Below are 26,251 nucleotides of genomic sequence, written 5' to 3'. Positions count from 1 at the left end.
AGACTTATGGCGCGTACAGGACTCAGCAAATCCGAAGTCAGGGCCAGCCGCGATCAGTTGCTGGCGGAAGGACGCTACCCGTCCGTCGACGCCGTCCGCGCCGCGCTGGGCACCGGCTCCAAATCGACTATCCACAAGTATCTGAAAGAGCTGGGTAGCGAGGATGCCGGCGCCGGCATGAAGCGGGAAGATACCGCGCGCACCTTGCTCGGCGTGGTCGAGCAGTTGGCGGACCAGCTGCACGGCGATGCCGAGCGCCGCCTGGAGTCGATGCGCGCCGAATATGAGCGGGAGCTGGCCCAACTGCGCGACACGGTGGCCAGGCTGTCCGCCCGCGTGGAGGAACTGGAACAAGGCAAGCTAGCCCCGGGCGGGCTCGCCAACCAGCTGGAAGAGCCGGTTTCCAACGGCTTCGGCCACTTCTGCAATTTCCAGTCGAGTTCACGCAGCGGACGCCTCGAAGACTCGCCGTTCAGCGTCATTCTATCCGGAGGCCGCTCCGCGATATTCGATCTGGACACCCTGCAGGTCGCAGGCCAGATCCAGCTCAGGCCACGCGTTTACCCAGGATAATCAGGTCGCGTTCGACGCCGTCCAGGTTGGCCACTTTCGGCAGGTTGGCCCAGGTTTCAAAACCGAACTTGGCGAACAGGCCCAGGCTCGGTTTATTGTGGCCGAAGATGAAGCCCAGCAAGGTGTGCACCTTGATCTGCGGCGCATAGGCGATGGCCTGCTCGATGCAGTAGCCGCCGATGCCCTTGCCGCGCCATGCCTCGGCGATATAGATCGAAATCTCCGACGTGCCCGAGTACGCCGGACGTCCATAGAAATTCGAGTACGACATCCAACCCAGCGTTTCCGGCTTGTCCGAGGTATCGTCGGCCTTCTCGATGATCCACAGCGGACGCTTTTCCGGCGTGTGATCGTGGAACCACGGCAAACGCGACTCCACCGAGACCGGCTCGGTATCGGCGGTCACTTCGCGCGAAGCGATCGTGGTGTTGTAGATGGCAACAATGGTAGGCAGGTCGTCGAGCGTGGCGAGGCGATGGCGGAAGGTCATGTCGGACAGCGTAGTTGAAAGAATTGAGGGAATTTATAGAGTATGCGTGGCGCGCGACGAACGCAGCGCGGCACCGAGGATTTCCTCGATGCGCAGGCGGGCGCGCTGGCCGCTCTCGTCGTCCGGAAAATGCACGCCGATGCCCTGCGCCTTGTTGTTGTGCGCGCCCGGTGGCGTGATCCAGGCGACCTTGCCGGCGATCGGGTACTTGTTGGTGTCGTCCATCAGCGCCAGGATCAGGTAGATCTCGTCGCCCAGCTTGTACGGCTTCTGGGTCGGCACGAACATGCCGCCGTTTTTCAGGAACGGCATGTAGGCGGCGTACAAAGCCGCTTTTTCCTTGATCGCCAGCGACAGCACCGTCGGCCGCGCGATAGGCACGGTGTTCGGGTCGAGAGGGCTGGCAGCGGACATGGATTACCTTTCAGGCACAGCAGGCGGTGTAGTCAAGCAGCATATCCTCCAGGAACAGCTTGGGCGAGAGCGGATGGTCGGCCGTCGCGCGGCGTTCGTTGGCGCCCTTGATCGCGGCCAACAGGCGGCTGACATGGATCTTGTCCGCCACCGCGGCCAGCTCTTTCTGGTAGCGAGGATAATACCGGATGTTACCCGCCAGTTTGTAGGAAAACACATCATAAAGCCAGCGCTGCAACCATGATACCTGTGCACTGAGCGGCACTTTTTGCAGCTTATCAGCAACTTTCAGCGCGCCTTCGACGCTGGGACGGGCCAGCAACTGCAGCAGCACCTCCAGATCGTCGCGGTTGCCGGTTTCGGCCTGGGCCATGGCGGCCAGCGGCGCGCCGCCCTGCTCGCGCAGCCAGCTGTCGGCGTCCGGCACGCCCTGGGCCTTGAGCCAGGCCAGCGCTTCGGCATGATTGGGCATCGGCAAGACGAACTTGCGGCAGCGCGACAGGATGGTCGGCAGCAGGCGGTCCAGGCTGTTGGACGCCAGCAGGAACACGGTGCCCGGCGGCGGTTCTTCCAGCGTCTTCAGCAAGGCGTTGGAGGCCGGCATGTTCAGCGCTTCGGCCGGGTACAGCACCACCACGCGCAGACCCTGGCGGTGGGTGGAGATATTCATGAAATCCGACAGGTTGCGGATTTGCTCGATCTTGATTTCCTTGGACGGCGCCTTGGTCGACTTGGCTTTCTTGGCCTCGCCCTCGCCCTCTTCGCCCTCGGCGGCCGGCTCGTCCTCCAGCGCCTCGGGACGCACGCGGCGGTAGTCGGGATGGTTTTGCTGCGAGAACCAGCCGCAGGATGCGCACGCGCCGCAGGCGTGGCCGTCCGGCAGCACGGCCTCGCACAGCAGGCCTTGCGCGAAGCGCTCGATGAAGTCGGACTTGCCTATCCCGGCGGCGCCATGGAACAGGATGGCGTGGGGCATGCGCTGGCGCAGCAGTTGCAGCTGCTGCCAGGACGATTCCTGCCACGGGTAGATGGAGTTGCTCATTATTTGGTATTTTGTTTTAAAACAAACGCTTAAGCAATGCTTTTAAAGCATTCATCCAGGATGGCGGCGATCTGCACCTGGATCTCGGCGATGGTCCGGGTCGAGTCGATCACGCGGAAGCGCTCCGGGAACTGGCTCGCGCGGCGCAGGTATTCGTTGCGGGTGGCGGCGAAGAAGTCGGCCTTTTCCTGCTCGAACTTGTCCAGCGAACGGGTGGCGTCCAGCCGCGCGCGCGCCACGTCCAGCGGCACGTCGAACAGCAGCGTCAGGTCCGGCTGCAGGTGTGGATGCACCCATTGCTCCAGCGCTTCCAGCTTCGGCAGGTCCATGCCGCGCCCGCCGCCCTGGTAGGCGAAGCTGGCGTCGGTGAAGCGGTCGGAAATCACCCAGGCGCCGCGCGCCAGGGCCGGCGCGATCACCTGCGCGATGTGCTCGCGGCGGCTGGCGAACATCAGCAAGGCTTCGGTTTCCAGGTGCATCTTTTCATGCAGCACGAGGTCGCGCAGTTTCTCGCCCAGCGGCGTGCCGCCGGGTTCGCGCGAGCTGACCAGGTCGATGCCGCGCGCTTTGATGTATTCGCCGACAAAGGCGATGTGGGTCGATTTGCCGGCGCCGTCTATGCCTTCGAAGGTGATGAATTTACCGCTGTGTTGAGTCATTGAATTTTTATCTTTGGTACTGATTCACTGCCCGATTGTGATCGTTCAGATTGTCGGAGAACTGGCTGGTGCCGTTGCCTTTGGAGACGAAATACAAGGCTTGCGTCTTGGCCGGCGCCAGCGCCGCGGACAGCGATTGCACGCCCGGCAAGGCGATCGGCGTCGGCGGCAGGCCGGCGCGGGTGTAGGTATTGTAAGGGGTGTCGGTCTCCAGATCCTTTTTGCGGATCTTGCCGTCGTACTTCAGGCCCATGCCGTAGATCACGGTCGGATCGGTCTGCAGCAGCATGCCGATCCGCAGGCGGTTGACGAACACGCCGGCGATCATGCCGCGCTCGGACTTCTGGCCGGTTTCCTTCTCGACGATGGACGCCATGGTCAGCGCGTCATACGGCGTCTTGTACGGCAGCGCCGGATCGCGCCTGGCCCAGGCGTCGTTCAGGCGGGTCAGCAGCATCGCATGGGCCTGCTTGTAGATCTGCAGGTCGCTGGCGCCCTTGGCGAACAGATAGGTATCGGGGAAGAACATCCCTTCGGCCTGCTTGTACTCGGAACCGATGGCCTTCATCACTTCCGGGTCGCTCAGCGCGACGGTATCGTGCTTGAGGCCCTTGTGGGCGGCGATCGCGGCCCGCATCTGGCGGAAGGTCCAACCTTCGATGATGGTCAGCTGCTCTTGCGCGAACTCGCCGCGCACCAGCTGGTCGATCAGGCGCAGCGGCGTGGTGCCGGGCTTGAGCTCGTAGGAACCAGCCTTGATCTTGCCGCTTTTATTGGTCACGCGCGCCAGCAGGTTGAACAGCAGCGGCTTGATCGGCACGCCCGCTTCGGCGATCTGCTGGCCGGCGGCATGGGCGCCGCTGCCGGGAACGACATTGAATTCAATGGCCTCGGCGTCGTCGCCGATGATCGGGTCTTGCGACCAGTACATGAAATAGCCGCCGCCGACGATGGCCAGCACTATGCACAAACTAATTATTTTTTTGATAAAAGCCATTGATAAAGCCGTATTGTTGGATCAAGTCGCACAGCTTGCCAGTTCTTGGCCCAGTCCGCCAGTGCCACGTTTTGCGCGGCTTCTGACGCGATCCTCGCGACATCACTATAATGAGCCCGTAATGATAATGCTTTAATCGTCAAATTATTGGAAATTATGTCTTCTTGGAATGAACTTTTAGCACAACCGGCCCAGCCGCTGACCACGACGCAGCTGGCCGTGGGCTTTGTCGCGCCGATCACCGACCTGGGCCTGATCGCGCTGGACGGCGAAGAATCGGCCAGTTTCCTGCACAACCAGCTGACCAACGATGTCGAGCACCTGGGCCTGGGCGAAGCGCGCCTGGCCGGTTACTGCTCGCCGAAAGGCCGCCTGCTGGCCTCGTTCCTGATGTGGCGCACCGAGTCGACTATCTTCCTGCAACTGCCGCGCGACATCCAGGCGCCGGTGCAGAAGCGCCTGTCGATGTTCGTGCTGCGCGCCAAGACCAAGCTGAGCGACGCCACCGAACTGCCGGCAAACCAGCTTGTGCTCGGTCTGGGCGGCGGCCTGGCCGAAGCCGTGCTGCAAACCTGGTTCGACACCCTGCCCGCCAAACCGTTCACCAAGCTCGACCATCCGCTGGGCACGCTGATCCGCGTGGCCGACGTCTTCGGCGCGGCGCGCTACCAATGGCTGCTGTCGGCCGAGACCGCGCAGACCGTCGCGCCGGTGCTGGCCGACAGGCTCAGCGTCGGTGGCAAGGATGCCTGGCATTTGTCGGAAATCCACGCCGGCGTGCCGCAGATCGCCAAGTCCACGCAGGAACAGTTCGTGCCGCAGATGGTGAACTATGAACTGCTGGGCGGCGTCAACTTCAAGAAAGGCTGCTACCCGGGGCAGGAAATCGTCGCCCGCAGCCAGTATCTCGGCAAGCTCAAGCGCCGCACCACCCTGGTCAGCATCGCCGATCCTGCGGCGGCGGCCGGCGCCGAGGTGTTCGCCACGGCGGATCCCGAGCAGCCATGCGGCATGATCGTCAACGCCGCGCCGAACGGCAACGGCGGCGTCGACGCGCTGGTGGAAATGAAGCTGGCCGCCATCGAAGCGGGCTCGGTACGCCTCGGCTCCGCCGCCGGCACGCCGCTGACCTTCCTCGACATGCCCTACGTGCTGGACCCGCTCGATCTCTAGCATGGATCTCTATATTTACTACCAGGTCAAGGACGCCGATGCGGCGCCCTTGCAGGCGGCGGTCGTCTCGATGCAGGCATCGCTGGCGCAGCGCCATGGCGTTGCGTGCCAACTCAAGCGCCGTCCGGAAACCAGGGACGGCAAGCAGACGTGGATGGAAGTGTATGCCGCCACACCTGCCGATTTTGCGGCCGAGCTCGATAGCGCGGTCGAACAAGCCGGCCTGTCCGCATGGACCGCCGGCCCGCGTCACACCGAAGTTTTTACGGATTTAGTCTCATGTGTTTGATTGTTTTCGCCTGGCGGGTCATCCCGGCGGTACCGCTGGTGGCCGCAGCCAACCGTGATGAATACTACCAGCGCGCCACCGCGCCGGCCGCCACATGGCCGGAGCATCCGCAGATCTATGCCGGCCGCGACCTGCAGGCCGGCGGCAGCTGGATGGGCATCACGCAGCCGGCGGTCGCAGGCGGCCCGTCGCGCTTCGCCGCCATCACCAACATCCGCGCGCCGTCCGAGCATCGCCATGATGCGCCGTCGCGCGGGCATCTGGTATCGGACTATCTGGCGGGCAGCATGACGCCGCAGGCATATATCGCCTCGATACGCGAAGGCGCGGCGGCCTACAACGGCTTCAACCTGGTGCTGGGTGATCGCGATACATTGATCTGGTTCTCCAACAAAGGCGGCGACGATCCGCGCAACGGCCTGCCGCTGGAACCTGGCGTCTACGGCCTATCGAACGCGCTGCTGGATGCGCCGTGGCCGAAAGTACTCAAGACGAAAGCCCAGTTCGCCAGCCTGCTATGCCTCGGCGCGCCGGACGAAGCTTTCTTCGAGATGCTGTCCGACACCACCCCCGCCCCCGACCTGCGCCTGCCGGAAACCGGCGTGCCGCTGGACCTGGAGCGGATGCTGTCGGCGGTACGCATCGAAAGCCCGAGCTACGGCACCCGCACCTCCACCGTCGTCAAGCTGTACGCCGACGCGCCTGCGACCTTGCATGAGATGCTGATCCACTAGCTGCACTACGGCGGCGGCGGATTGTTCAAATTGCTGTAGTCGGGATAAAACGTTGCATTGCCGGGATGCGCCATATCGACCGAATCCTGCATCCGATGTGCCGCCCCGACGAAACTGAGCATGACGCAGGCACGCACCTTGTCTTCCGTCCAACCATCCGGGAAGAAAGTAGATATCTTTAAATTGGCATTGTCGACTTGTCCGCGGGCCTTTGTCCACTGCTTGTAGACTGCGGTTCTGCCGGCACTCAAGGGGGATTTCACTCCTACGCATTCAGAGGTGGCCGCATCTCCTGCCGCAGTGCTGTGATAGCCAGTGGGCGGCGCCCCCGCCCCACCCAACATGACGTGATCGCGAACATTATCCCAGCGCGCCTGGTTGGCTTGCACCGCAGTGAAGATTTGCTGCTTTGTCGCGTTGGTTTTCGACTTCCATCCCTGGCTATACAGTTTGACCACCCGAGCAGTATCTTGGTCACAGGCGGCCTCCGCAGCTGCCACCTCCGCATCCGATACCCGTTGAATCGGATGCATCGCCCGGGGACTGACGGCCATCATCTCCATGCGCGCTTTTTGCTGCAGCGCTTGCGGACTATTACTCATCATCTGCATGAGTTTGCGCTGCGCTGCCACCTGCGGACGGCTATCGACAAAATCCCTGGCCCCTATCGTTCGCTGATCGGCGGCAGGTTGAACGGCTGCTGACCGCTGGCTCTCATCAGCTTGGGTCGATGCGTTGGTTTTCATAAAGTATAGGCCTGAATGAAAGTGTTATTAAATCCAGTAGGGAATGGCCGCAGCCAGCGCTATCGCTAAAATTTCCCCAATGTCCGAATGTCGGTACTGACCCTATTCGAGGCAAGCTAAAGGCTAGTGGCTGGTTGCAACAAATCGGACGACGAAAATTGCGATACATAGTACAACTACAGAAGCAAAGCTTCCCGAGCCTGAGCTAGCAATCATCGCCAGCTTTCTTTGATTATCAAGATTGTAGGCGCGAACCTTCTCTATCTCACGCTTCGCTCTACGCAGGAGCGCAATATTTGCCCAATAACCGATGATAAGGCGAGGCATCGATAAGCCGATTACCAGGACCATTAATTCCAGAGGGAGGCCTAATCGAGGAAAGTCAGGGGACTTCTGAAAATTCGCGGCGCTCTCAAATGCAACTAACGCGAAAAACACCTCAAAAACCGCAGCAATAAGCGCTTTGCCATACATTTTATTGAAAATAAACCATTGCAGCCCAAATAAAAAAGCCCAAGTGTTGAAGCCGCAATGCCGCTGTTTACCTTCAACATAACGCAGCCACTGTTGAGGGTGCGTGCTCTTGGCACCTGCAAACGCCTGCCACTCGGTCGTCCGGTCAAGTTCAACTTCTGGTGATTTTTCCGTCCCCTCAAGCGGCTCCGTTGTGGTCGCACGTGCGATATATTGAGTAATCAAATCTGGCTCGGAAGACATGAAAGCGACGGGCTCGATCATGTCCGGCGTGTCCGTCTTCTCCGCGACCACCCGAGTCGGGCGCCCCAGTGCGCCCTCCGGCAATTCAAAATATACATTCCCAACTTTAATGCGGTTACTCATATCTTCTTATCATCAGTTTAGTCGAACCGGACCGGCTGCGCACAGGATACCATCTTGCCACACGAAAAATTCACGCACTCCCACCAAGAGGCAAGCCCAAGTCAGGCACACAGCCAAAAGATTGCGCAATCATTTTATCGGGATAATGTGATATTGTTCGATTCCTTCTCAACATGATTGCGCAAACATGTTCGCTTCCAAGATCAAAGGACTACGCTGGTGGATGATCAGTTTGATCATGCTGGGGGCCGTCATCAACTATCTGACGCGCAGCACGCTGGCCGTTTCGGCGCCCACGCTGCTTGCCGACCTGAACATCACCACCCAGGAATACTCGTACATCACAGCCGCGTTCCAGGGGACCATCATGCTGCAGCCGCTGTGCGGCTATGTGCTCGATGTGATCGGTCTGAAATATGGCTTCGCCATCTTCGCGGCGGCCTGGTCGTTCATCTGCATGGCGCACGGAATGGCCACCAATTGGCAGTCCCTGGCTTTCCTGCGCGGCCTGCTCGGGCTGGCCGAAGGATCGGCCAATCCCGCCGGCATGAAGGCGGTCTCCGAATGGTTCCCGGCCAAGGAGCGCGGACTGGCGGGCGGCATCTTCAATATCGGCGCTTCCTTCGGCTCCATGCTGGCGCCACCGCTGGTGGTGTGGGCCATCCTGCACTACAACTGGCAATCCGCATTCGTGATCACCGGTGCGCTGGGCCTGGTCTGGGTGACGGCCTGGCTGCTGCTCTATGACGCGCCCGCCCGCCACCGCCGCCTGTCGGAGGCCGAAGCGCAGCACATCGCCGCCGGCCAGGAACAGCACCTGCAGGGCGATGGCACGCGCCCTTCCATTCTCAGCATCCTCAAGATGCGCAATTTCTGGGGCATCGCCCTGCCCCGCTTCCTGGCCGACCCGGCCTGGGGCACGCTGGCGTTCTGGGTGCCGCTCTATCTGACCCAGGTGCGCCATTTCGACCTGATGCAGATCGCCATGTTCGCCTGGTTGCCGTTCCTGGCCGCCGACCTGGGTTGCCTGTTCGGGCCGCTGGTGGTGCTGGCGCTGCAAAAGCGCGGCGTGCGCCTGATCAATGCCCGCCGTGGCGCGTTCACGCTCGGCGCCTGCATGATGATGGGTGTCGCCTTTGTCGGCTTCGTGGACAGCCCCTACGCCGCGATCGCCTTGCTCAGCCTGGCCGGCTTCGCGCACCAGACCTTGTCGGTCACCGTCATCACCATGTCGTCCGACCTGTTCCGGCGCAATGAGGTGGCCACCGTGGCCGGCATGTGCGGCACCTTCGGCAACCTGGGCCTGCTCATTTTTTCCCTGCTGATCGGCGGGCTGATGGCCAAAGTCGGCTACACGCCTTTCTTTGTTACCCTGGCGGTGCTCGACCTGCTGGCTGCCTTGCTGCTGTGGAGCCTGGTGCGCGAACCAGGCAAGTCTCAACCTGATATCACGACCAAAGCATGATTCAAAATCCCATCCTCCCCGGCTTCAATCCCGATCCCTCCATCGTGCGGGTCGGCGACGACTATTACATCGCCACATCCACCTTTGAATGGTATCCGGGCGTGCAGATCCACCATTCGCGCGACCTGGTCAACTGGCGCCTGCTTAGCCGTCCGCTCGCGCGCGCCAGCCAGCTCAACATGCTGGGCGCGCCCGATTCCTGCGGCGTGTGGGCGCCTTGCCTGAGCTATGCGGACGGCTTGTTCTGGTTGATCTACACCGACGTCAAGCGCTACGGCCGCACCTCCACCGGCGCGGCCAGCGGCGGCGCGTCCTTGCGCGACTTCCACAATTACCTGGTCACCAGTCCCGCCATCGACGGCCCGTGGTCCGATCCGGTTTATCTCAACAGCAGCGGTTTCGACCCGTCGCTGTTCCATGACGACGACGGTCGCAAGTACCTGCTGAACCAGTTGTGGGACCACCGTCCGGGCAGCAACCGCTTTGCCGGCATCGTGGCGCAGGAGTACTCGGTGCAGGAAGGCCGGCTGGTCGGCAAACGGGAGAACATCTTCAAGGGCACGGCGCACGGCCTGACCGAAGCGCCGCACCTGTACAAGCGCAATGGCTATTACTATCTGCTCACCGCCGAGGGCGGCACCGGCTGGAACCATGGTGTGACCATGGCCCGCGCGCGCGATCTGCACGGCCCATATGAGCTGCATCCCGACCAGACCATCCTCAGCTCACGCCATCGTCCCGATGCGGAGCTGCAGCGGGCCGGCCATGCCGACCTGGTGGAGACGCAGGACGGCCAGACCTATATGGTGTATCTGTGCGGACGGCCGCTGCGCAACCGCGGCACATGCACGCTGGGACGCGAGACCGCGATCCAGCCCATGGTATGGGGTGAGGACGGATGGCTGCGTACCATCGACAGCCAGGGAACGGCGCAGCTGCAGGCCGCCGCGCCCGGCCTGCCGGAGCATCGTTTTGCCGCCGGGCCTGTGCGTGAAGAGTTCGATGCGGCGCAACTGCCGTTGGCGTTCCAGTGGCTGCGCACGCCGTGGCCGGAAGAGTTGTTCAGCCTGACCGAGCGACCCGGCCACCTGCGCCTGTACGGCCGAGAAAGCCTCGGCAGCCAGTTCCGCCAGACGCTGGTGGCGCGCCGCCAGCAGGCGCACTGCTACAGCGCGTCCACCGTGGTCGAATTCGAGCCGGAGCATTATCAGCAGCAGGCCGGGCTGATCTGCTACTACGGCGCGGCCAAGTTCCACTACCTGTACATCACGCACGACGAGACGGCGGGCAAGCATTTACGCGTCATGAGCAGCCTGCCCAACCACGTGCAGACCGACACCTTCACGGCGCCGATCGCGTTGCCGCCGGGCGTGCCGGTGCAGCTGCGCGTGGAAGTGGATGAAGAGCGGCTGTATTTCGGCTATCGGCTGGACGGCGGCGACTGGCAATGGCTGGCGCAGCAGTTCGATGCCAGCATCCTGTCGGACGAGGCCAACGCGCCAGGCCAGCCCAACTTCACCGGCACTTTTGTCGGCATGGCATGCCAGGACATGGCGGGCAGCGCCTTGCATGCCGACTTCGATTATTTTGAGTATCGCGAGCGGCCGTATTGCATCAACCCGATGCTCCTGCCTTGCGATTAAGTTGAAGGCAGCTGCTCACAGGCAAAGGGCGGAATCGCCCTTTCCTTCATCAGAAATCTGCGAACCTCGCCCACGTCATTCCAAGCAGGCCCAGTATTGCCCTTGAAAGGCAAAACTCAGAGCCGCGAAAATGCCGCTCGCCAATTTCATCACGCCAGCGAGGACCAGCGCTTCGACATAATATTTTCGGACCTGGGTTCGCATGTCAATCGTCGACCGCCTCAACGCCAAGTTGCCTGAGCCGCTCGACGTGGTCCTTCATCGTCTGGAGCGCTTCAGGGGAATGCCCCTTCCAATCCGTGATCTCGCCCACGACCCTCAGCGGCTCGCGGGAGCGATATGACTTGGTCGGGTTGCCGGGAAATTTTTTATCGGTCAGATTCGGGTCATCCATAATCGGGCCGGTCGGTTCGATGATGTATATCCTGCCGGGCCCTTCGCCGACTGCCAACTCGGCACCCCAAGTCGCCGCTTCCAGCGTGGCGCTCAGATAGACGTGGTTGGCTTTTCTCCTCGTACCGTAATTGGAGGCGTAGCCAGGCGCGATCAGGTCTCCCGGCTTCAGGTCGGCCCGTGTGCCATGGTAAAGCTCCTGCGAACTCAGATCCCCGGTGTCCGCAACCAGCTCATTGCTCGTCATATTGGCCTCCTTTTTCGGTACTGCCTGCTAGCGAGGCATGACTTCGTTACTATCTTGCAGTTCTTTGATCGCATGGAAGACGCTATAGACGAATTCATACTCGTTGCTCTCTATCCGTTTTGCTACAACGGAATATGGAAACGAGATGACTTCAGCCTTCTTGGCCCGGACTGCAAAATCGGTGCCATATTCATCGGTGACCTCCACCCACTCCATGTTCAGTTCTCTTACGCACGCCGTCCCCAGCAGGCTTCCGATCATTTCGATCACCTCTTTATCTGTATATTTTCGAGGCTTTGAAATTTGCCATGCCCGGAAAGCACGGTCGTAGTCCTTCAAGGTCGGATTATGCGCATTCGGCAGATAGACACGGACAAAGATCTCGCTTTGCTTGCGTAGCTCCTCGATGCGCCCCAACTCCTTCACGCTCAACGATCTGAATTTTTGGGACTGCGGCTTTACTTCTGTTGAGGTCGTCGCTACGGTGCTTCCGTCAGGCAGCTTCAATGTTTTGGTCTCGCTGGACGCGGCATGCGCAGACACGACCTGACAGAACAAGACAAGCAACAGTATAGATTTCATCTCAGCGCGCAACTGCCGGTTCGCTGCGGCTGACCACCGCGACGATTTGCGGCACCAGCGATAACAGCGCTTCGCGCATCTGGTTTGCGGCAACCGGGCCGGCCTCCATCAGCGAGTCGAAACGCGTGTACTCATCCTGCCATGCGGTTGCGCTGAACGCAAAGGTTTGCTGGCCGAGGAACTGCCTGGTGCGGCCGTTGTACAGCGCGACGCCGATGCCCACCGTGCGGCGGTAGTTATTCAACTGCCCCGGCGCGCTCCAGACGGCGATCGGACTAATCTGCATCAGGATATCGGCGTCGACCGTCGCCAGGTGGTTGTTCGCGTCGGCTTGATAAACCTGGCCGTCGGTATCGCGCGCCGGCCAGCGCAATTTCGGCGCCCCACGGTCGCTGCTGGGGACCACGGAGGTCCGGATGCCTTGGGCTTCAAACGCGGCGCGCAGCGATTTCATCAAATCGTTTTTCAAGCTCAGGCCTGGAACGCGCTTCAGCAGTTCCTGGTGATAGTTCTCGGACTTCTTGAACGTCTCGTCGGCAGCACCCTGGATCAATCCGGCCATCGCGCCGGCGGCCGCGCCACCGAGCGCCGCGTTGCCGATGCTTTGCGGTGGCCCCGCCAGGGACTGCTGGAGATGATTGGCCTGGATCTCGTCGCCGATCGTGAGCGGCTTCGCCGGGCTCTTCGCATCGGCCGCATCAAGCACAAAGAATGGATCCAGCCCAGGTCCGAAATGCCGGCCGCCCGCGGCGAATATGCCTACCATCGCGATGCTTTTCATTTCCGCTGTGTCGACGATGGCGACCGTCTTGGGCGCCGTGAAATCCTGGGTGTGGATTTTTGGCGGCGTGCCGCAACCGGCCAGCGCCAACAACATCGAAAACAACGTTATATTCCTGCTCGTGGTGACATGCATTATGTAGGCTCAAATTATTTACGAAAATCAATTGTAGCAAAAAATACAACCGGGGAGATTCCCATGACCACTGCATCCTGTTGCTGCGGCCAATTGAAGATCGAAGTCCATGGCGAGCCGCGCGGCGTCGGTGTTTGCCATTGCCTGGCGTGCCAGCGCCGGACCGGCAGCGTGTTCGCGGCGTTGGCCGGCTTTTCCGCGCCTTACACCGTCAGCGGCACGGCGACCGAATACGTGCGTACCGGTGACCAGGGTGCGCAGTTCGTGTTCAGGTTCTGCCCCGTTTGCGGCACGTCTCTGTTTCACACCGAAGCCGGCCAGGAAGATTCGGTGAGCGTGGCCGTGGGCGCGTTTGCGGACCCGGACTTCCCTGCTCCGACCGTGTCGGTCTACGATTGCCGCCGGCATCCCTGGGTGCGACTGCCGCCGGGAACGAAGGCGTTCGATAAAGACCCGGACTAGAAGAGATTTGTAATGGCCGCCAAAATTTACACGGCTTAACACGGCTTAACACATGGATTTTTCATTCCTTAATAAGATGGTTGTCGTTGCCACAGGCAGCACAACCAAAGGAATCCATGATTATTGCCAGTGCGGACAGCACCTGGACCGACGTATTCAATATGCCGATCAGCGAACGCTGCGGGCCGGCGCCGGCTGATGTCATTCGCCATATCGCGCAGGTCAACGCGCACCGCGCCGAAACGCACACGAAGACGGCGAACGCAGACAAGCACCTGCTGGAACTGGTGAAGCAAGCCATGGCGGACATGCCGTCCAGCGTCACACAGCGGCTGAGGGATACTTTTCTTGGCGTCTATTTTGCGACCGGCATCGGATCGTCGGCCGCGACCGATATCGTGATCTCGCCCAACAGCGAGTTCCTCGGCCTGATCACCGTGCTCGACATCGATGCCGTGTCGCACACCAGCGCCAACGCCTGGGCCAGTTGGCGCGAGCGATCGCCGTTCGACAGTTCCACCGCGCTGGCGCTGGAAGTCCAGATCGCCGAACATGACGACGATCATATCCGCCACGCGATCCAGTTCCTGCTGCTGCACGAACTGGGCCACGCGCTGAGCGCCGGCCGCTCGTTCTTGCCGGACTGGTGGTCCCAGGTACCGGACCATCTGAGCACCTACGATTTTTCCTACCTGCCGATCTCCTGGCAGATCGCGACGGACCGCAGCATCGTGCCGCTGGAGGCCAACGATTTCCCTTTGCGCAGGCATATCGCCCACTACGACAGCGGCCCGCAGCTGCCGGCCGCGTACATGGTCGACATCTACAGCGCGCTGAAGCAAACCAGCTTCCCCACGCTGTACTCCGCGTCCAGCGTGCATGAAGACTTCGCCGATTCCTTCGCCTGCTACGTGCACACGGTCTTGCTGAACAAGCCGCTGGCGGTCAGCATCCGCCAGCACGGCGAGCTGGTGCTGCACTGGCGCATGGATTGGCGCAGCGACCGCTACGCCGAGAAGTACGCCTTCTTCTCCCGCCTGTTAGGCAGCGCCGCGTGAGCTGCGCTCCAGCAGCGCGCGGAAGGCGCTGAATACCTTGCGCATCGCCGGCGCCTTGTAGGGGAACATATCCTCCGGGTCCATCGCATGGACGATCATGGCGTTGTCGACCTCGAAAATCAGCAGCTCGCCCGATGGCATTTCCGCGCAGTCCACGCCCAGGTACGGCAGCCCCAGGCGCTGCTGTATCGCTTGCAGCGCCGCCAGATGGCGCAGGCCGAATTCCTGGTCGAAGCTGGCCATGCAGGCGGCTTCCTCGGCGCGTTTTTCGGCGCTCTCGGTCATGCCGGCGTTCAGGTAATGGATCATCCAGCGCTGCGAGATCGCGTAGTGGCAGATGTACGGCTGGCCGTCGATCAGCGCGATGCGGTATTTGCGGAACATGCCGTCCGCGCCGCGATAGTCGACAAAGCGCGAGATATAGAACTGCATGCCGTCGACCGCCGCGAGGTATTTCGCCAGCGCGGCGGGCGTGGCGATCTTTTCCAGATCGGTGCCGGCGTGCGAACCCAGCGGCCGCACGATGATGGGGAAGCCGCCGTCCGTCAGCAGCGTCTCGACCGGCAGCTCGCCGGCGGCCACCGCGTTCAATGCGCCGCGCCCGGTGCGCACCGAAACCGGCAGTTCGACGCCCGGCAGGCCGCGCAGCGCGCCGCATACGCCGTCGCGCGACAGCACGCGGATGCGCTCGGGCCGATTGATCACGGGACGTGGCCATTCGCTGATGTAGTCGATCAAGCGTTCCAGCAGCACCTGGTTGGATTCCGACTCGGCCACCGCCACCAGCATCACGTCGTGCTCCGGCACTTCATCCGGGAAGTCCTCGTCGGCCCGCAGGTACAGCAGTTCCAGCGTGACGTCGCTGTTCTCGACCAGGAATTCCACCGGCGTGTTGGCCATCAGGTCGCCCGGTCCCATCAGCACCAGCAGCGTCAGCCCGGGTTCCGCATGCTTGGCGGCGATGGTGTAATGCGGCTGCAGCATGATGGCTTCCGCCTGCACCGCCAGCGCGTCGGCGCGGTTGCCGGTCAGTTGCAGCACGGTGGAAAAATCCAGGTAGGCATGCGCGTCGTTGGGATAAGCCTGCGCGCGCTGCAGCAGGCTTTCGCCCAGGGGCATCAGGTCTTCTCCGGCGAAGGCCTTGCGCATCAAGGGGGCGACACCGATCAGTGGCGCGCCGTGCTGGCCGATGGTGCTGGCGTCAATAGTCATGCTTGCTCCGTAATGTGTTTGCGCAGCCGTGCTGCGCCCATGTTCAATAAGGCGGTCAACAAGCGGTCGATGTCCTGCCGTCCGCTGCGATGGTTGACGATGGCGACGCGGATCGCCAGTTGGCCGCGTATGGTTGTAGCCGAGGGAGCGGCAATGCCGGATTCCTGCAGGTCCGCCACCAGCGCCGCGTTGAAGGCGTCGGCGTCCTGTCCGCCGAGGTAGCGCAGGCAGACGACGTTGAGCGCGACCGGCGCCAGCAGTTCCAGCTCCGGCCGCGCTTCGACGCGCTCGGCCAGGTAGCGCGCCAGCACGCAGGTCTCGTTGATGACCTGGCCCAGCCTGTCGGCACCATAGACCTGCAGCGTGAACCAGGTCTTCAGCGCGCGGAAGCCGCGCGACAGGTCGGGGCCGAAATCGCACGGCCACGGCGAGCCGGCCGCCATGCCGCGCGCGTCGCGCCGCAGATAGGATTCCGGCGAGGCGAAGGTATCCAGGTGCATGGCGCTGTCGCGCACCAGCACGAAGCCGGCGTCGTAGGGGACCTGGCCCCATTTGTGGAAATCGCAGGCGATCGAATCGGCGCGCTCGATGCCGGCCAGCAGCGGCCGCAGTGCCGGCGCCAGCATGCCCAGCGCCCCGTAGGCGCCGTCGACGTGGAACCACAGGCTGTCGCGCGCGGCGATGGCAGCGATCATCCTCAGGTCGTCGACCGCGCCGACGTCGACCGTGCCGGCCGTGGCGGCGACGAAGAATGGCCGCAAGCCGGCCTGGCGGTCGGCGGTGACGGCCACTTCCAGCGCCGTGGTGTCCATTTGAAAGCGGCTGTTCATCGGAATTTTGCGCAGGAAGGTGCTGCCCAGCCCGGCCAGGTCCATCGCCTGTGCGATGCAGCCATGCGCGCCGGCCGAGGTGTAGGCCACCAGCTGCGGTCCCTGCTGGATGCCGTGGCTGCGCACCTCCGGCCCCAGCGCCTTGTAGCGCGCCACCAGCAGCGCGATCATGTTGGCCATCGAGCTGCCGGTGACGAACAGGCCGGACGCCTGCGCCGGGAAGCCGAACAGGTCCGCCATCCAGCGCACCACCTGGCGCTCAACCTCGACCGGGATATGGTCGCGTCCGCCAAGGTTGGCGTTGATGCCCGCCGCCAGCATGTCGGCCAGCATGCCGACCGGCGTACCGCCGCCATGCACCCAGCCGAAGAAGCCCGGATGCGCATTGCCCACCGTGTAGGGCAGGATCTGCCGCATGAAGGTCTGGTGCACCTCGGCCAGGTCGCTGCCCCGCGCCGGCATGCCGGCGCGAAACACGGCGCGGACCTCGTCCGGAATCGGCTGCCAGACCGGCCGCGCGCGGAGGTCTTGCAGGTAGTCGCACATATCGTCGAGCATCTTGTGCCCCTGCGCGCGGAATTGTTCCCAATCGTCGGGGTCGAGCGTCCCGCCGCCGGTGTCCTGAATATTCTTGCCCATTCAACCTCAACTTTTCTTCAGATCTGCCGTTATGACCTGTAGAGGCTCATTGCACCCTCTTTTTTACGAAGGAAACGACCATCATGGATACCGGCACCAACATCACCCGCCTGGACTTGCTTCCCGCAGCCGCCGCATCGCCGGCCGCGACGTCGTTCCCTGCGCTCGCCAAAAGCGCCGGTGTGGATGCCGCAAAGCCTATTGTCGCCTCGAAAGAGGATTCCGCGACCAGGGTTCCGAGTAAAACTGAGTTAAGAAATTCCGTAGACGCGATAAATCGTTTCCTGGAAGATAATAGTGAGGTACATTTCAGTATCGACGAGGACAGCGGCATGTCCGTCGTGAAGGTGATCGACACGGAAACCAAGAAAGTCTTGCGTCAGTTCCCCTCCGAGCAATCGCTGGAGATCGGCAAGAACCTGAGCAGCCTCAAGGGCTTACTGATCGACAGCACGGCTTGACCACACCGACTTGATAAACGACGACGCCGACCTCCTTCAGCTGCCCTCCACGACAGCACTCTTAATCTCCGGCGGCGACGAGCGTCTCGCACTGGACGGCGGCAGCGGCCGCACCCGCTACGGTTGCCGGCCGACGCCGGATACAGAACTGGTTGCCCTCGGCTCCGTCACGGCATCCAACATCTCCCTCACCTCCTTTCAAGCCGCAGCGGCCGTGCGCCAGCAATGCGAGCGGCAACTGCGCACCGAATCCCAGCAAACGGTCTACCGCCGTGCGGCGGCGCGCGTGCGGGAGCGGCTGCTGCACTACTGTGGCTATGCGGAGGGAGATGATCCGATGGCGATCCTGGCGCCTTCGGGCACCGACTTGTTCATGCTGGCGGCGAACCTGCGCCGGCCGCAGTGCATCGTCTTGATCGAGCCGGGCGAAACCGGCGGCGGCGTGCCGTCCGCACTGCTCGGGCCACGGCAAGGCGCGCCGCATCTGGTGGCCTCGCGCCTTGCCGACGGCAGCCTGCGCGATGCGGACGAGGTCGACGCCGAGTATGCCGCCATCGTCGATGCGGCGGCGGCCATCGGCCAGCGCGTGCTGCTGGTGCTCACCGATGTCAGCAAGACCGGGCTGATCGCGCCCGGCATCGCGGCGGTGCTGGCGCTGAGGTCCCGCTGGCCGGATCACCTGGATGTGCTGGTCGATGCCTGCCAGTTCCGCATCGATCCGGCGACCGTGCGCGCCTACCTGGCCCACGGCTTCATGCTGGCGCTGACCGGCTCCAAGTTCATGACCGGCCCGACCTTCAGCGGCGCCCTGCTGCTGCCGCGCGGCATGGCGTCGAATGTGATCGAACTGTCGTCGGCGCGCTGCAACTTCGGTTTGCTGCTGCGCTGGGAGGCCGCGCTGGCCGAGATGGCGCGCTTCGCGGCCGTGCCGCAGCCGGCGCGGCAACGCTGGACGAGACAATTTGCGGATGCGGTCCTGGCCGGGCTGGCCGCGCGCGAAGCGTTCACGCCGTTGCCGGTGGCGCCGCTGGACCGGGCAGCGTTGGGCGTTCCGCCCGGCTGGGACCAGATGCAGACGGTCTTCCCTTTCCAGCTCAAGGGCGCGCAAGGCCATGTATTGAGCGTCGACGAGACGCGCGCCATCTACCGGCAGCTACAGCTTCCCGGCATCGGCGTGCGGCGTTTTCATCTGGGCCAGCCGGCCGCCGGCGCGCTGCGCCTGTGCATCAGCGCGCGCATGATCGCCGATCTGCACGAGGGCGTGCGGCAGGACGTGACGACCGACGTGACGGCCGCGCTGGACAGGATCCAGCAACTGCTCAGGCAGTACTAGGCCTGCTGCGTCATATGCGTCCTGGCGGTGCGCCTTCAGGCAAAGGTGTACTGCATGTTGATGTGCGAAATGCCGGCTTCAAAGAATTCGTCGCCATCGATGGCGAAGCCGTGGCGTTCGTAGAACGGCGCGGCGTGGGTCTGCGAGCTCAGGACCACTTGCTTGTCGCCGCGCGCGCGGGCTTGCGCCATCAGGCCTTGCAGCAAGGCGCTGCCGACGCCGGTGCCGCGCCCCGCCTTGCGCACCGCCATGCGGCCGATATGTCCATCCGGCAGCAAACGGCCGGTGCCGATCGGCGTGCCGGCAGCGTCGTAGGCGACGGCATGCAGGCAGACGGCGTCCATCTGGTCCATCTCCAGTTCGGCCGGGACTTTTTGCTCTTCGACGAAGACTTCAAAACGGATGGTTTTGGCGTCCGCGCTGAGGGCGGTCCAGTCTCCGAAACGGATGTCGTATTGGGCGTTGGCGGTCATAGGCGAGTGATTATGAATTGGCTAAACCGCGATTGTCGCACGCAAGATGCCGCTCAAGGAAGTCCACGCACACGCGCACCTTGGCCGAGCTGGCCAGGCGCTGCGGATACACCGCCCAGACGTTGGCGTCCTGCCGGTATTCGGGCAGGACGTGCATCAGTTCGCCGCTCTCCAGATGCGGCTGCGCGTCCCACAGCGAGCGCAGCACGATGCCGGCACCGGCCACTGCCCATTGCAGCGCGATCTCACCGTGGTTGGTCGACAGCGCGCCGGTGACCTTGACCGCTTCCTCCGGCCCCGCCCCGCCGCGCAGCCGCCATACGCCGAACGGCATGTCGCGCTCCTTGATCGCCAGGCAATCGTGGCCGGCCAGTTCCTGCAGGTTGCGCGGCGTGCCGCGTCGCGCCAGGTAGCCGGGCGCGGCGCACAGGATGCGGTGGTTGGCCATCAGCTTGCGCGCGATCAGCTGCGGCGCGATCTCGTCGCCGACGCGGATGTCGAGATCGAAACCCTCGCTGACGATGTCCACCAGCCGGTCGAACACTTCGAAACGGATGTGCAACTCCGGGTGCGCCGCGACCAGCCTGGCCGCCGCCGGCGCGACCAGGTTGCGGCCGAAGCCGAAGCTGCTACTGATGCGCAACTGGCCACGCGGCACGCCTTGCCGCTCGGCGACATCGTCGAACAGGCTGTCCAGGCTGGCGAGGATGGCCTGGGCACGGGCAAACACCTGCTCGCCGTCCTCGCTCACCACCACCCGCCGCGTGGTGCGGTGGAACAGCCGGATACCCAGCGTCGCCTCCAGGATGCCAATGCGCTTGCTGACATAGGCCGGCGACATGCCCAGCTCGGCCGCCGCCGCGGCAAAGCTGGATTTGCGGGCGACGGCAACGAACACGCGCAGGTCGTCGTTTTCGATTTTATTATTCACAATACGTGTTTTATGATATCACATTACCGCCAATTATAAACGCACGAGAACGCGCTATCCTGAGTCTTTCAGGAGGCTTGAATGAAGACACATAAAATCGCCATCATCGCCGGCGACGGCATCGGCAAGGAAGTCATGCCGGAAGGCATACGGGCGGTGGACGCGGCGGCGCGGCGCTTCGGCATCAAGATCGAGTGGACCACCTTCGACTGGGCCAACTGCGACTACTACCAAACCCATGGCAAGATGATGCCGGACGACTGGTTCGAGCAGCTCCAGGGAGTCGAGGCAATCTTCTTCGGCGCGGTCGGCTGGCCGGATATCGTGCCCGATCATATTTCGCTGTGGGGTTCGCTGCTGCAATTCCGCCGGCGCTTCGACCAGTACGTGAACCTGCGCCCGGTGCGGCTGATGCCCGGCGTGCCCTGCCCGCTGGCCAACAAGAAGCCGGGCGATATCGACTTCTACATCGTGCGCGAAAATACCGAGGGCGAGTATTCGTCCGTGGGCGGCAAGATGTTCGAAGGCACGGAGCGCGAGTTCGTGCTGCAGGAAGCGGTCTTCACCCGCACCGGCGTCGACCGCGTACTGAAATTCGCCTTCGAGCTGGCGCAGAGCCGTCCGAAAAAACACCTGACCTCGGCCACCAAGTCCAACGGCATCTCGATCAGCATGCCGTACTGGGACGAGCGCGTGGCGCTGATGGGCAAGGATTACGCGGACGTGAAGTGGGACCAGTACCACATCGATATCCTGTCGGCGCGCTTCGTGCTGTCGCCGGAGCGGTTCGATGTGGTAGTGGCGTCCAACCTGTTCGGCGACATCCTGTCGGACCTGGGGCCTGCCTGCACCGGCACCATCGGCATCGCGCCATCGGCCAACCTCAACCCGGACCGCAAGCTGCCATCGCTGTTCGAGCCGGTGCACGGCTCGGCACCTGACATCTACGGCAAGAACATCGCCAATCCGGTCGCGATGATCTGGTCCGGCGCCATGATGCTGGACTTCCTTGGCTATCGCGACGCGCATGATGCGGTCCTGGCGGCCATCGAAGCCTACCTGCTGGACGGCCCGCACACGCCGGACCTGGGCGGCACGGCCAGCACCACGGACGCCGGCAAGGCCATCGCGGCCAAGCTGGCGTAAGCGCCCGGTTCAGGTCAATTTCCTTCAATACGGCGACGCCGGCCATCCCTATCATCTGCCACATCGCGCATATGAAAGGGGTAGTCCATGAGTATATTGTTATCGATGGCGGCCTTTGCCTTGGTCTCCTCAATTACACCGGGCCCGGTCAACGTCGTCGCGCTGGGAAGCGGCGTCCGTTACGGCGTCGCCGCCAGCATGCCGCACGTCACGGGCGCCACGGTGGGCTTCACGCTGCTATTGCTGCTGATTGGGCTGGGCCTGCATGAGCTGCTGATTCAACTGCCATGGCTGACGGATGCCATCCGCTGGGCCGGCGTCGCCTTCCTGTTGTACATGGCGTGGCGGCTGGCCACGGACGCCGGCGAACTGGACGCAGGGGCGGCGTTGGGGAAACCGTCGCTATCGCAGGGCGCCGCCATGCAATGGCTCAACCCCAAGGCGTGGCTGGCCTCGGTGGCGGGGATGGGAACCTATGCATCGGAGGGGGATGCCGGCGCTGTCTGGCTGTTCACCGGCATCTATTTCGTGATCTGCTATCTATCCATCGCCAGCTGGGTGCTGGCCGGCAGCTTCCTGCAGCGGTATCTGCGCGCGCCGCACCAGGTGCGGTTCTTCAATCGCACCATGGCCGCCATGCTCGTGGCGAGCGTGATCTATCTGCTCTGATACTGCCCCGGCGTTACCGCCGACAGCCGCTTGAACACACGTTGAAAATGCGCCTGGTCCGCGAAACCCGCCTCCAGCGCGACCTGGGCGAGCGGCATGTGCTCCCGTAGCCGGGCCTTGGCAAACTGGATGCGGCGGTTGGTCTGGTATTCATGCGGCGCGACGCCGTAGCGCTTCTTGAAAGCGCGGATCAGATACGATGCGGACAGGTTCGCTTCGGCGCAGAGCTCGTCGAGCCGGAGCGCCTGCGCAAAATGGGCATCGATATACTGCGCCACGCGCTCGGTCTTCAATCCGCCGTCGGTCGCGGACGCCGCGCCGGGCGCCAGTTCGCCGTCGAGCAAAGCGACAAAGTCGACGATGCCGACCTCCCGCTGGAGCCGGTCGCCGGCGGCGTCGGTCAAGGCCGCGAACAGTTGCGCCCCGGCCTCGCAGAGCTGCGGAGCGAACAGCGCCGCCTTGTCGTACCGACGGAATGCGCAGCCCTCCTCGCCTCGCAGCCCGGCCTGGATACGGCCGGTCCATTCGGCGTCGAGGTAAAACATCAGATAGGACCAGCCGCCACCGTCGATGGCATTGCAGACATGGGCGTCGCCAGGATTCATGACGACTACCGTTCCCTGCTCGACCACCTCGCGGTGCGCGCCATTCTCGTAGCTGCTGCGGCCACCGGTAATGACGCCGACGGAAAAAGTCTCATGCAAATGGCGCGCATGATTGACTTCCCGACCGTCGTGGACCACCCGCACCTCGACAAAGGGCAGGTCCGGATCGCGCCAGAATGCCTGGTGCCGGCTCATGTCGCGGTCAGCCCAGCTTCATCTTGGCACGCAGCGCCTCGCGCACATGCGGCGTGGCCGCATACGGGTCGCCGGGATTGGTGCCGGCGACGATATGCTCCATGCGCTCTTGCACGCCGGCCAGCGCGCCCGGATGCGAGTAGATGTAGAACTGGCCGTCGGCGATGGCCTTGAAGGTGAGCTCGGCCACGTCCTGCGCCGAGACCTTGCCGGACGAAACCGCCTTGTCCGTCATCGCCTGCGCCGCCAGCTGGCTGGCGGTCGGGCGCGCCGTCATGCCGACGTCATCGGGACGGTTGCGGTGCGACTGGCTGATGCCGGTCGGCACGAAGTACGGGCACAGCACCGAGGTGCCGATCGGCGCGCCGACCAGCTGCAAGTCCTGGTACAGCGTTTCCGACAGCGACACCACCGCATGCTTGGAGACGTTGTACACGCCCATCGCCGGCGCGTTCAGCAAGCCGGCCATCGAGGCGGTGTTGACGATATGGCCTTCAAAGGAGGCATCCTTGGCCGCCGTCTCCAACATCAGCTTGGTGAAGATGCGCACGCCATGGATCACGCCCCAGACGTTGACGCCGATCACCCATTCCCAATCGGCCTCGGTGTTTTCCCAGATCAGCCCGCCGGAGCCCACGCCGGCGTTGTTGAAGACCAGGTGCACGGCGCCGAATTCGGCCATCGCGGCATCGGCCAGCGCCTGCACCTGCTCGCTCTTGCGCACATCGCACACGGCGGCGATGACGCTGGCGCCCTGCGCCTTCAGCTCCTCGACCGCGCGGTCCAGCGCATCGCGCTGCACGTCGGCCAGCACCAGCTTCATGCCTTCGCGCGCCGCCACGTTGGCGAATTCGCGGCCCAGGCCACTTGCGCCGCCGGTGATGACGGCGACTTTGTCTTTGAATGTTTTCATCAGATGAGCTTTACCAGTTGTTTGCCGAAGTTACGCCCCTGCAGCAGGCCCATGAACGCTTCGGGCGCCGCGGCCAGGCCGTCCGCTACCGATTCGCGATACTTGATTTGATGATTGGCGACCAGCACGGCCAACTCCTGTAAACCCTGCTGCCAGAATTCCATGTGCTCGGTGATGATAAAGCCGCGCAGGTTCAGGCGGTTGATCAGCAGCAGGCGCGCGTTCTTGATCGGCATTTCCTGGCCGTTGTAGCCGGCGATCATGCCGCACAGCGCGATGCGCGCGAAGGCGTTGGTGCGTGCCAGGGCCGCATCCAGGCAGGCGCCGCCAACGTTTTCAAAGATGGCGTCGACACCGTCCGGCGTGGCGGCGGCCATGTCGGCCTCCAGCTTGCCGGCCTTGTAGTCGATGCAGGCGTCGAAGCCGAGATCGTTGACGACGTGGGCGCATTTCTCCGGCCCGCCGGCGACGCCGACCACGCGGCAGCCGCGCAGCCTGGCCAGTTGGCCGACCACGCTGCCGACCGCGCCGCTGGCGGCGGAGACGACGACGGTTTCACCGGCCGCCGCTTCCATGATCCGGTTGAAGCCGTACCACGCCGCCATGCCCGGCATGCCGACCACGCCGAGGAAGGCGGACAGCGGGATGCGCGTGGTGTCGAGCTTGCGCAGCAGCAGGCCGTCGGACACGCCCATCTCGGACCAGCCCAGCATGCCGCCGACGAATTCGCCCGGCTGGTAATGCGCGTTGCGCGAGGCGACCACCTGGCCGACGGTACCGCCGATCATGGTCTCGTCCAGCGCCTGCGAGGCGGCGTAACTCTTGGCCGCGCTCATGCGGCCGCGCATGTACGGGTCCAGCGACAGGTAGTGGTTGCGGATCAGCACCTGGCCGTCGGCCAGGTCCGGCACCGGCACGGTCTCCAGCCGGAAGTTTTCCGGCGCGACCGGTCCGCGCGGACGCGCGGCCAGCACCATGCGCTGGTAGTTCTCGGGGATCACGATCATGCTCAGACCGCCGATACGCCGCCGTCGACCGCCAGGATCTGTCCGGTGATGTGCTTGCCCGCGTCGGAGGCGAACAGGACCGCCGCGCCTTTCAGGTCTTCGTCGTCGCCGAGGCGGTTCAACGGCGCGTCCTTGGCCAGTTCGTCCGGGCCGAGTTTTTCCAGCAAGCCCTTGGTCATCTTCGATGGGAAGAAGCCCGGCGCCAGCGCATTGACGGTGATGCCATGGCGGCCCCATTCGCCCGCCAGCGTGCGCGTGAAGTTGACCAGCGCGCCCTTGGAGGTGTTGTAGGCGATGGTTTGCATGGTGCCGGGCGGATTGCCGGCCAGGCCGGCGATGGAGGCGATGTTGATGATGCGGCCGGACTTGCGCGGGATCATCGAGCGCTTGCCGACCAACTGCGACACCACGAAGATGCTGCGGATGTTCAGGTCCATGACCTTGTCCCAGGCTTCAAGCGGGTGGTCTTCGGCGGGCGCGCCCCAGCTGGCGCCGGCGTTGTTGATCAGGATGTCGATGTGGCCGAGGTGGGCCAGTGCGGCGGTGACCAATGCTTCGGCGTGCGCGTCCTGCGACAGGTCGGCGGCCACGGCGTGGGCGCTGATGCCGCGCCCGGACAGGAAGGCGACGGCTTCATCGAGGTCGGCCTGCTTGCGGGCCGAAATGACCACCTTGGCGCCCTGCTCGCCCAAGGCTAGCGCCATTTGCAGGCCCAGTCCGCGCGAGCCGCCGGTCACCAGCGCGGTCTTGCCGGCCAGCGAAAAGAGTTCTTGTGTAGTACGCATAGTCTCCTTCTTTCTTTTAGATTTCGTAGTCCATGCACTGGCGTTCGTCGCGCACGGCGCCGAAGAATGGCTTGATGGCCACATGGTCCGGATGATTCTGGTAAGCGTCCAGCGCGGCCTTGTCGGTGAACTCGGAATACAGGATCACGTCGTAGGTCGCTTCCAGTCCGGGCTGCGCCAGCGCCGCCTCAAACTTCAAGATGCCCGGCACCAGGCCGGCGCAATCGTCCAGCATGACCTTCATCTTGGCGGCGTTGGTCTTGCGGTCGCCGCCTTCGGCGTGTTCCTTCAGTTTCCACATCACTATATGTTTGAGCATTTTTTATCCT

At 63.3% G+C, this 26,251-nt stretch carries 31 protein-coding genes; 12 read left to right on the top strand and 19 right to left on the bottom strand.

Annotation, left to right across the window (positions count from 1 at the left end):
* Positions 1-6 precede the first annotated feature (6 nt).
* Positions 7-573 carry a DNA-binding protein gene (locus tag ACEN9F_RS02130; RefSeq protein ID WP_413417348.1) on the top strand — a complete coding sequence of 189 codons (567 nt, stop codon included), beginning with the start codon at positions 7-9 and terminating at the stop codon, positions 571-573.
* Here ACEN9F_RS02130 and ACEN9F_RS02125 read toward each other — a convergent pair.
* The 5 genes from ACEN9F_RS02125 to mltG are packed head-to-tail and all read right to left on the bottom strand — an operon-like array spanning position 548 to position 4,175.
* The gene (locus ACEN9F_RS02125) at positions 548-1,063 is read right to left on the bottom strand and encodes an N-acetyltransferase family protein (RefSeq protein ID WP_413417346.1); all 516 of its coding nucleotides are present in this window, start codon (positions 1,061-1,063) and stop codon (positions 548-550) included. The two genes, ACEN9F_RS02130 and ACEN9F_RS02125, sit on opposite strands and share 26 nt — an antisense overlap.
* 33 nt (positions 1,064-1,096) lie before the next feature.
* Complete coding sequence (locus ACEN9F_RS02120; protein ID WP_413417344.1) at positions 1,097-1,477, bottom strand: PilZ domain-containing protein; 381 nt, start codon at positions 1,475-1,477, stop codon at positions 1,097-1,099.
* 10 nt (positions 1,478-1,487) lie between these two features.
* Positions 1,488-2,519: a DNA polymerase III subunit delta' gene (locus tag ACEN9F_RS02115; protein WP_413417342.1), complete on the bottom strand. Its 1,032-nt coding sequence runs from the start codon at positions 2,517-2,519 to the stop codon at positions 1,488-1,490.
* Positions 2,520-2,548: 29 nt separating this feature from the next.
* The gene (gene tmk / locus ACEN9F_RS02110) at positions 2,549-3,178 is read right to left on the bottom strand and encodes a dTMP kinase (RefSeq protein WP_413417340.1); all 630 of its coding nucleotides are present in this window, start codon (positions 3,176-3,178) and stop codon (positions 2,549-2,551) included.
* 7 nt (positions 3,179-3,185) lie between these two features.
* Positions 3,186-4,175 carry an endolytic transglycosylase MltG gene (mltG, locus tag ACEN9F_RS02105; RefSeq protein WP_413417338.1) on the bottom strand — a complete coding sequence of 330 codons (990 nt, stop codon included), beginning with the start codon at positions 4,173-4,175 and terminating at the stop codon, positions 3,186-3,188.
* Positions 4,176-4,331: 156 nt separating this feature from the next.
* Between mltG and ACEN9F_RS02100 the strand changes: the two genes are divergently transcribed.
* Genes ACEN9F_RS02100 through ACEN9F_RS02090 form a run of 3 tightly spaced genes read left to right on the top strand, consistent with a single transcriptional unit; the run spans position 4,332 to position 6,371 of the window.
* The gene (locus ACEN9F_RS02100; protein ID WP_413417336.1) at positions 4,332-5,348 is read left to right on the top strand and encodes a YgfZ/GcvT domain-containing protein; all 1,017 of its coding nucleotides are present in this window, start codon (positions 4,332-4,334) and stop codon (positions 5,346-5,348) included.
* A gap of 1 nt (position 5,349) precedes the next feature.
* Positions 5,350-5,637 carry a DUF4936 family protein gene (locus ACEN9F_RS02095; RefSeq protein ID WP_413417334.1) on the top strand — a complete coding sequence of 96 codons (288 nt, stop codon included), beginning with the start codon at positions 5,350-5,352 and terminating at the stop codon, positions 5,635-5,637.
* Positions 5,628-6,371 carry an NRDE family protein gene (locus ACEN9F_RS02090; RefSeq protein WP_413417332.1) on the top strand — a complete coding sequence of 248 codons (744 nt, stop codon included), beginning with the start codon at positions 5,628-5,630 and terminating at the stop codon, positions 6,369-6,371. The genes ACEN9F_RS02095 and ACEN9F_RS02090 overlap by 10 nt, the downstream gene beginning before the upstream one ends.
* A gap of 5 nt (positions 6,372-6,376) precedes the next feature.
* Here ACEN9F_RS02090 and ACEN9F_RS02085 read toward each other — a convergent pair whose 3' ends face one another.
* Positions 6,377-7,117 (bottom strand): hypothetical protein, encoded by a 741-nt coding sequence (locus ACEN9F_RS02085; protein WP_413417330.1) that lies wholly within the window; start codon positions 7,115-7,117, stop codon positions 6,377-6,379.
* Positions 7,118-7,240: 123 nt separating this feature from the next.
* A complete protein-coding gene (locus ACEN9F_RS02080) occupies positions 7,241-7,957 on the bottom strand; it encodes a DUF2628 domain-containing protein (protein ID WP_413417328.1) in 717 nt (238 codons plus the stop codon).
* Between the two features lie 223 nt (positions 7,958-8,180).
* Here ACEN9F_RS02080 and ACEN9F_RS02075 point away from each other — a divergent pair, with 223 nt between their 5' ends.
* Both ACEN9F_RS02075 and ACEN9F_RS02070 read left to right on the top strand, forming a co-directional pair.
* Positions 8,181-9,422, top strand: a complete 1,242-nt coding sequence (locus ACEN9F_RS02075) for an MFS transporter (protein ID WP_413417326.1) — start codon at positions 8,181-8,183, stop codon at positions 9,420-9,422.
* Complete coding sequence (locus tag ACEN9F_RS02070; RefSeq protein ID WP_413417324.1) at positions 9,419-11,065, top strand: glycoside hydrolase family 43 protein; 1,647 nt, start codon at positions 9,419-9,421, stop codon at positions 11,063-11,065. Before ACEN9F_RS02075 ends, ACEN9F_RS02070 begins: the two co-directional genes overlap by 4 nt.
* A gap of 205 nt (positions 11,066-11,270) precedes the next feature.
* Here the strand turns inward: ACEN9F_RS02070 and arr are convergent, their stop codons facing one another.
* From arr to ACEN9F_RS02055, 3 genes are read right to left on the bottom strand one after another with little or no spacing between them, the layout of a single operon-like run.
* Entirely contained in the window at positions 11,271-11,705 is a 435-nt protein-coding gene (arr, locus tag ACEN9F_RS02065; RefSeq protein ID WP_413417322.1) for an NAD(+)--rifampin ADP-ribosyltransferase, read from the bottom strand.
* 27 nt (positions 11,706-11,732) lie between these two features.
* Positions 11,733-12,287 (bottom strand): DUF3806 domain-containing protein, encoded by a 555-nt coding sequence (locus ACEN9F_RS02060; RefSeq protein ID WP_413417320.1) that lies wholly within the window; start codon positions 12,285-12,287, stop codon positions 11,733-11,735.
* 1 nt (position 12,288) lies between these two features.
* Positions 12,289-13,173, bottom strand: coding sequence for a hypothetical protein (locus tag ACEN9F_RS02055; RefSeq protein ID WP_413417318.1), 885 nt, complete (start codon positions 13,171-13,173; stop codon positions 12,289-12,291).
* A gap of 93 nt (positions 13,174-13,266) precedes the next feature.
* Between ACEN9F_RS02055 and ACEN9F_RS02050 the strand changes: the two genes are divergently transcribed.
* Together ACEN9F_RS02050 and ACEN9F_RS02045 are read left to right on the top strand one after the other, a co-directional pair.
* Positions 13,267-13,665, top strand: a complete 399-nt coding sequence (locus ACEN9F_RS02050) for a GFA family protein (protein WP_413417316.1) — start codon at positions 13,267-13,269, stop codon at positions 13,663-13,665.
* Between the two features lie 116 nt (positions 13,666-13,781).
* Positions 13,782-14,723: a hypothetical protein gene (locus tag ACEN9F_RS02045; protein ID WP_413417314.1), complete on the top strand. Its 942-nt coding sequence runs from the start codon at positions 13,782-13,784 to the stop codon at positions 14,721-14,723.
* Here ACEN9F_RS02045 and ACEN9F_RS02040 read toward each other — a convergent pair.
* Both ACEN9F_RS02040 and ACEN9F_RS02035 read right to left on the bottom strand, forming a co-directional pair.
* On the bottom strand, positions 14,706-15,935 hold the full coding sequence (locus tag ACEN9F_RS02040; RefSeq protein WP_413417312.1) for an ATP-grasp domain-containing protein: 1,230 nt from the start codon (positions 15,933-15,935) through the stop codon (positions 14,706-14,708). The two genes, ACEN9F_RS02045 and ACEN9F_RS02040, sit on opposite strands and share 18 nt — an antisense overlap.
* Entirely contained in the window at positions 15,932-17,404 is a 1,473-nt protein-coding gene (locus ACEN9F_RS02035; RefSeq protein WP_413417310.1) for a pyridoxal phosphate-dependent decarboxylase family protein, read from the bottom strand. Before ACEN9F_RS02035 ends, ACEN9F_RS02040 begins: the two co-directional genes overlap by 4 nt.
* 83 nt (positions 17,405-17,487) lie before the next feature.
* Between ACEN9F_RS02035 and ACEN9F_RS02030 the strand changes: the two genes are divergently transcribed.
* A complete protein-coding gene (locus ACEN9F_RS02030; protein ID WP_413417308.1) occupies positions 17,488-17,865 on the top strand; it encodes a flagellar protein FlaG in 378 nt (125 codons plus the stop codon).
* Positions 17,866-17,875: 10 nt separating this feature from the next.
* The gene (locus tag ACEN9F_RS02025) at positions 17,876-19,198 is read left to right on the top strand and encodes a hypothetical protein (RefSeq protein WP_413417306.1); all 1,323 of its coding nucleotides are present in this window, start codon (positions 17,876-17,878) and stop codon (positions 19,196-19,198) included.
* Positions 19,199-19,233: 35 nt separating this feature from the next.
* On the opposite strand, the gene ACEN9F_RS02020 is transcribed toward ACEN9F_RS02025, so the two are convergent.
* Both ACEN9F_RS02020 and ACEN9F_RS02015 read right to left on the bottom strand, forming a co-directional pair.
* Positions 19,234-19,671: a GNAT family N-acetyltransferase gene (locus ACEN9F_RS02020; protein WP_413417304.1), complete on the bottom strand. Its 438-nt coding sequence runs from the start codon at positions 19,669-19,671 to the stop codon at positions 19,234-19,236.
* A 10-nt stretch (positions 19,672-19,681) separates the two neighbouring features.
* Positions 19,682-20,602, bottom strand: a complete 921-nt coding sequence (locus tag ACEN9F_RS02015; protein WP_413417302.1) for a LysR substrate-binding domain-containing protein — start codon at positions 20,600-20,602, stop codon at positions 19,682-19,684.
* An 81-nt stretch (positions 20,603-20,683) separates the two neighbouring features.
* Here ACEN9F_RS02015 and ACEN9F_RS02010 point away from each other — a divergent pair, with 81 nt between their 5' ends.
* Positions 20,684-21,748, top strand: a complete 1,065-nt coding sequence (locus tag ACEN9F_RS02010; protein ID WP_413417300.1) for a tartrate dehydrogenase — start codon at positions 20,684-20,686, stop codon at positions 21,746-21,748.
* 87 nt (positions 21,749-21,835) lie between these two features.
* Positions 21,836-22,417 carry a LysE family translocator gene (locus ACEN9F_RS02005; protein WP_413417298.1) on the top strand — a complete coding sequence of 194 codons (582 nt, stop codon included), beginning with the start codon at positions 21,836-21,838 and terminating at the stop codon, positions 22,415-22,417.
* Here the strand turns inward: ACEN9F_RS02005 and ACEN9F_RS02000 are convergent.
* The 5 genes from ACEN9F_RS02000 to ACEN9F_RS01980 are packed head-to-tail and all read right to left on the bottom strand — an operon-like array spanning position 22,405 to position 26,241.
* Complete coding sequence (locus tag ACEN9F_RS02000; RefSeq protein WP_413417296.1) at positions 22,405-23,217, bottom strand: AraC family transcriptional regulator; 813 nt, start codon at positions 23,215-23,217, stop codon at positions 22,405-22,407. The genes ACEN9F_RS02005 and ACEN9F_RS02000 overlap by 13 nt on opposite strands.
* A gap of 7 nt (positions 23,218-23,224) precedes the next feature.
* Positions 23,225-24,130, bottom strand: a complete 906-nt coding sequence (locus ACEN9F_RS01995) for an SDR family oxidoreductase (protein ID WP_413417294.1) — start codon at positions 24,128-24,130, stop codon at positions 23,225-23,227.
* Positions 24,130-25,128: an NADP-dependent oxidoreductase gene (locus ACEN9F_RS01990; protein ID WP_413426940.1), complete on the bottom strand. Its 999-nt coding sequence runs from the start codon at positions 25,126-25,128 to the stop codon at positions 24,130-24,132. The genes ACEN9F_RS01995 and ACEN9F_RS01990 overlap by 1 nt, the downstream gene beginning before the upstream one ends.
* An 11-nt stretch (positions 25,129-25,139) precedes the next feature.
* The gene (locus ACEN9F_RS01985; RefSeq protein WP_413417292.1) at positions 25,140-25,922 is read right to left on the bottom strand and encodes an SDR family oxidoreductase; all 783 of its coding nucleotides are present in this window, start codon (positions 25,920-25,922) and stop codon (positions 25,140-25,142) included.
* Positions 25,923-25,938: 16 nt separating this feature from the next.
* A complete protein-coding gene (locus ACEN9F_RS01980; protein ID WP_413417290.1) occupies positions 25,939-26,241 on the bottom strand; it encodes a Dabb family protein in 303 nt (100 codons plus the stop codon).
* Between the last annotated feature and the right edge of the window lie 10 nt (positions 26,242-26,251).

This window comes from Duganella sp. CT11-25, from assembly GCF_047302815.1.
Taxonomy (GTDB): Bacteria; Pseudomonadota; Gammaproteobacteria; order Burkholderiales; family Burkholderiaceae_D; genus Rugamonas.
The sequence above is the reverse complement of the archived record's forward strand: the minus strand, read 5'-3'. Positions and strand labels throughout refer to the sequence as shown.

What these genes read in the sequence shown, in the direction of transcription:
- ACEN9F_RS02095 (WP_413417334.1), top strand. Translation starts at nt 5,350, where the DNA reads ATGGATCTCTATATTTACTACCAGGTCAAGGACGCCGATGCGGCGCCC.
- ACEN9F_RS02005 (WP_413417298.1), top strand. Translation starts at nt 21,836, where the DNA reads ATGAGTATATTGTTATCGATGGCGGCCTTTGCCTTGGTCTCCTCAATT.
- ACEN9F_RS02045 (WP_413417314.1), top strand. Translation starts at nt 13,782, where the DNA reads ATGATTATTGCCAGTGCGGACAGCACCTGGACCGACGTATTCAATATG.
- arr (WP_413417322.1), bottom strand. Translation starts at nt 11,705, where the DNA reads ATGACGAGCAATGAGCTGGTTGCGGACACCGGGGATCTGAGTTCGCAG.
- ACEN9F_RS02010 (WP_413417300.1), top strand. Translation starts at nt 20,684, where the DNA reads ATGAAGACACATAAAATCGCCATCATCGCCGGCGACGGCATCGGCAAG.
- ACEN9F_RS02080 (WP_413417328.1), bottom strand. Translation starts at nt 7,957, where the DNA reads ATGAGTAACCGCATTAAAGTTGGGAATGTATATTTTGAATTGCCGGAG.
- ACEN9F_RS02000 (WP_413417296.1), bottom strand. Translation starts at nt 23,217, where the DNA reads ATGAGCCGGCACCAGGCATTCTGGCGCGATCCGGACCTGCCCTTTGTC.
- ACEN9F_RS02115 (WP_413417342.1), bottom strand. Translation starts at nt 2,519, where the DNA reads ATGAGCAACTCCATCTACCCGTGGCAGGAATCGTCCTGGCAGCAGCTG.
- ACEN9F_RS02125 (WP_413417346.1), bottom strand. Translation starts at nt 1,063, where the DNA reads ATGACCTTCCGCCATCGCCTCGCCACGCTCGACGACCTGCCTACCATT.
- ACEN9F_RS02130 (WP_413417348.1), top strand. Translation starts at nt 7, where the DNA reads ATGGCGCGTACAGGACTCAGCAAATCCGAAGTCAGGGCCAGCCGCGAT.
- ACEN9F_RS02060 (WP_413417320.1), bottom strand. Translation starts at nt 12,287, where the DNA reads ATGAAATCTATACTGTTGCTTGTCTTGTTCTGTCAGGTCGTGTCTGCG.
- ACEN9F_RS02075 (WP_413417326.1), top strand. Translation starts at nt 8,181, where the DNA reads ATGATCAGTTTGATCATGCTGGGGGCCGTCATCAACTATCTGACGCGC.
- ACEN9F_RS02120 (WP_413417344.1), bottom strand. Translation starts at nt 1,477, where the DNA reads ATGTCCGCTGCCAGCCCTCTCGACCCGAACACCGTGCCTATCGCGCGG.
- ACEN9F_RS02035 (WP_413417310.1), bottom strand. Translation starts at nt 17,404, where the DNA reads ATGGGCAAGAATATTCAGGACACCGGCGGCGGGACGCTCGACCCCGAC.
- ACEN9F_RS01995 (WP_413417294.1), bottom strand. Translation starts at nt 24,130, where the DNA reads ATGAAAACATTCAAAGACAAAGTCGCCGTCATCACCGGCGGCGCAAGT.
- mltG (WP_413417338.1), bottom strand. Translation starts at nt 4,175, where the DNA reads ATGGCTTTTATCAAAAAAATAATTAGTTTGTGCATAGTGCTGGCCATC.
- ACEN9F_RS02030 (WP_413417308.1), top strand. Translation starts at nt 17,488, where the DNA reads ATGGATACCGGCACCAACATCACCCGCCTGGACTTGCTTCCCGCAGCC.
- ACEN9F_RS02070 (WP_413417324.1), top strand. Translation starts at nt 9,419, where the DNA reads ATGATTCAAAATCCCATCCTCCCCGGCTTCAATCCCGATCCCTCCATC.
- ACEN9F_RS02100 (WP_413417336.1), top strand. Translation starts at nt 4,332, where the DNA reads ATGTCTTCTTGGAATGAACTTTTAGCACAACCGGCCCAGCCGCTGACC.
- ACEN9F_RS02085 (WP_413417330.1), bottom strand. Translation starts at nt 7,117, where the DNA reads ATGAAAACCAACGCATCGACCCAAGCTGATGAGAGCCAGCGGTCAGCA.
- ACEN9F_RS02040 (WP_413417312.1), bottom strand. Translation starts at nt 15,935, where the DNA reads ATGACTATTGACGCCAGCACCATCGGCCAGCACGGCGCGCCACTGATC.
- ACEN9F_RS02050 (WP_413417316.1), top strand. Translation starts at nt 13,267, where the DNA reads ATGACCACTGCATCCTGTTGCTGCGGCCAATTGAAGATCGAAGTCCAT.
- ACEN9F_RS01985 (WP_413417292.1), bottom strand. Translation starts at nt 25,922, where the DNA reads ATGCGTACTACACAAGAACTCTTTTCGCTGGCCGGCAAGACCGCGCTG.
- ACEN9F_RS02020 (WP_413417304.1), bottom strand. Translation starts at nt 19,671, where the DNA reads ATGACCGCCAACGCCCAATACGACATCCGTTTCGGAGACTGGACCGCC.
- ACEN9F_RS02090 (WP_413417332.1), top strand. Translation starts at nt 5,628, where the DNA reads ATGTGTTTGATTGTTTTCGCCTGGCGGGTCATCCCGGCGGTACCGCTG.
- ACEN9F_RS01980 (WP_413417290.1), bottom strand. Translation starts at nt 26,241, where the DNA reads ATGCTCAAACATATAGTGATGTGGAAACTGAAGGAACACGCCGAAGGC.
- tmk (WP_413417340.1), bottom strand. Translation starts at nt 3,178, where the DNA reads ATGACTCAACACAGCGGTAAATTCATCACCTTCGAAGGCATAGACGGC.